The 2,993-nt window shown below is 54.1% G+C and carries 2 protein-coding genes; both read left to right on the forward strand.

The genetic code is table 11. The features are described from left to right. On the forward strand, positions 1–2,046 hold a 2,046-nt coding region (locus HOLDEFILI_RS18705), incomplete at its 5' end, for an EAL domain-containing protein (RefSeq protein ID WP_006057729.1). Further along, positions 2,013–2,993, forward strand: a 981-nt coding sequence (locus HOLDEFILI_RS19520) for a PAS domain-containing protein (RefSeq protein ID WP_006057730.1), incomplete at its 3' end; no start/stop codon positions are given. The genes HOLDEFILI_RS18705 and HOLDEFILI_RS19520, both read left to right, overlap by 34 nt.

Here is a 2,993-nt window from a genome sequence, read left to right on the forward strand (position 1 = left end):
GCCGAGATGATCCAGGAAAAAATCGGAGAGCGCGGGATCTGCGGCCGGCTGAGCGCTGACCAGTTTGCCTGTCTGATCCGCCGTCCGCAAGCCTATCCGCAGGAATATTTTATTCACGCCAACAGTGAGATCAACACGCTGGCGAACATGCAGAACGTCGTTGTGAAGTGGGGCGTTTATGTCATTCGCGACAAACAGGTGTCGGTGGAACAGATGTGCGACCGGGCCTTATTGGCGGTACGCCGGATCAAAGGACAGTATAACAATTACGTCGCGGCCTACGACGATACGCTGCGCAATAAGCTGCTGCGGGAACAGGCGATTACCGACAGTATGGAAGCTGCGCTGAAAGAACGGCAGTTTGTGATTTATCTGCAGCCGAAATTTCAGATTAAAGATGATCAGCTGGCGGGCGCCGAGGCGTTAGTGCGCTGGAATCATCCGCAATGGGGGTTTCAGTCGCCGGCGGAATTTATTCCGCTGTTTGAACGCAACGGATTTATCACCAAGCTGGATCAGTATGTTTGGGAACAGAGCTGCGCGGAGCTGCATCGGTGGGATCAGGCGGGATATCCGCAGATTTCAGTTTCGGTGAACGTGTCCCGGGCCGATATCTACAACAGCGATTTGATCGACTTTTTGACTCGAATCCTGAAAAAGTATGAGCTGCAGCCTTCCCGGCTGCATTTGGAAATCACGGAAAGCGCCTATACCGAAAATCCCGGTCAGATCATCGCGACGGTGGAACAGCTGCGGACGCTGGGCTTCGTGATTGAAATGGATGATTTCGGCAGCGGGTATTCGTCGCTGAATATGCTGAACCAGTTGCCGCTGGATATTCTAAAGCTGGATATGAAGTTTATCCAGAATGAAACCGCCAAACCGACGAACCAGGGAATTCTGCGGTTTATCATGAGCCTGGCGCGGTGGATGAATTTAAGCGTCGTTGCGGAAGGCGTGGAAACCCGGGAACAGCTGGAACGGCTGCGGGAAACCGGCTGCGATTATGTGCAGGGCTATTACTTTGCCCGGCCGATGCCGTGTGAGGAATTTGAAAAGCTGCTGCGGAAGCAACACGAGCAGGCGTCGAAAAAATCGCTGGAAAATTCGCTGCCTCTGCCCGATCAGCAGAAGCCGATGCTTTTGTTAGCGGATGGGGACATCCGGTATTGTGAAGAAATGCGCGGCGTCTTAAGTCAGCAGTATCTTGTCCAGTGCGTTAGCGACGGTCAGAGTGTATTGCAGTATTTGGATATGTACGCTAATCAGATCCGGCTGATTATTTTAAGTCTGGACTTAAAGGACCCGGAGGGGATCGACGTGCTGAAAACGCTGCAGCACCGCATTGAGGTTCGCGATATTCCGATCATTGCGACCGGTTATTGGGATGATCAATGGGAGGAAGCGGCGCTGGATATCGGCGCGGATGATTTTGCGGGCAAACCGCACACCCCGATGAGTTTATGGAAACGCGTGCAGCGGACGCAGAGTCTGAGCGTTTTGCGGCAGCAGGAACAAATTCTGCGCGAGGAAGCTTACCGCGATTATTTAACCGGGCTGTTAAACCGCCGCGGCTTGTCTGCGGTTTGCCAGGCGCTGCGGCAGGATGACGCGCCGCTGGCGCTGTTCCGGTTTGATCTCGATAATTTGAAAAAAGTCAACGACCAGCTCGGCCGCGATCAGGGGGATCAGCGGATTCGTCAGTTCAGCCATCTGCTGCGTTCCCATTTCCGGCAGAGTGATATTCTGGCGCGGCTGGGGCAGGATGAATTCATCGTCGTCATGAAGAAGACGGCGCGCAAGGAAGCGGTCGTCAGAAAAGGGGAAGCGTTGGGGCAGGCGTTTGTTGAAGCCGGATGGAATCAGGATGTGCCGCTGACGGTTTCCGCCGGCATCGCAATGTGGGATCTGAGTGAAACGCTCGATGAAGTTTTGGCGCGGGCGGACAGCGCGTTGAAATGCGCGAAGGTCGGATGTCAGAGCCGCTGCCGTTTATGGGAGGAAGCGAATGTATGGGGGATCAGGAGCGAAATTGTGAAAAAATAGTGCGGGCCTTCTGCAATGCCTGGTTTGAAACACAGGACGTCGGGAAAACCGCCGGTTTTCTCTGCGCGGACATTGATTTTATCGGAACCGGCGAACAGGAATTTGCCCGCGGACTAGATGCGATGCGGGCCTATATCATCACGGATATTCAAGAGCTGGATGAGCCGTTTTCAGTTGCTTTTCCCGTGATGAAATGCCGTCTTTTACAAGCGGATTTGGGTTCTGTTTTTACTGAAATGATTCTTCAAAACTCCCAGTATGCCTGGCATCTTCGGGGGTTTTTTATCTTGCGGCGGCAGCGCGAGGGGTGGCGGATCTTAAGTCTGCATTTTGCCGAGCCGGGCCGCAGCCAGCAGCGGGGTGAACACTATCCGCAGACACTGGTCGTGGAACGGCTGCGCCGTCAGCGGGAGGAACTGCTCAACGACACACTGCCGGGCGGAATGATGGGCGGCTACATAGCCGAGGATTTTCCGTTTTATTTCATCAATGATCAGATGCTGGCCTATTTGGGGTATCAGGATGAAGCGGAATTCATTGCGGATATCCAGGGAAAGATTATCAACTGCATGCATCCGGATGACCGCCGGCGTGTCGATGCGGAAGTGATCGCCCAGCTGGAAACCGGGGATGAATATACAGTCGAATACCGGATGAAGAAACAAGACGGAAGTTATATCTGGGTTCACGACTTAGGCCGGCGGCTGCGGGCGGAGGATGGACGTCCGGCCATTTCGTCGGTGTGCTACGACATCACCGCCCAAATTCAGGCGCAGGAAGAAGTGCTGCGCTTATACAATAACATTCCCGGCGCGGTTTTCCGCTGCCGCTATGATGAAACGCTGAGCCTTGTCAGCGCTAACGACGGCTTGTTTGATTTCATCGGCTATACCCGCGCTGAATTTGCCGAACTGGGCAATCAGCTGGCGGCGATTATCGAACCGGAG

It is taken from the genome of Holdemania filiformis DSM 12042 (genome assembly GCF_000157995.1).
In the GTDB taxonomy this organism is placed as follows: Bacteria; Bacillota_I; Bacilli_A; order Erysipelotrichales; family Erysipelotrichaceae; genus Holdemania; species Holdemania filiformis.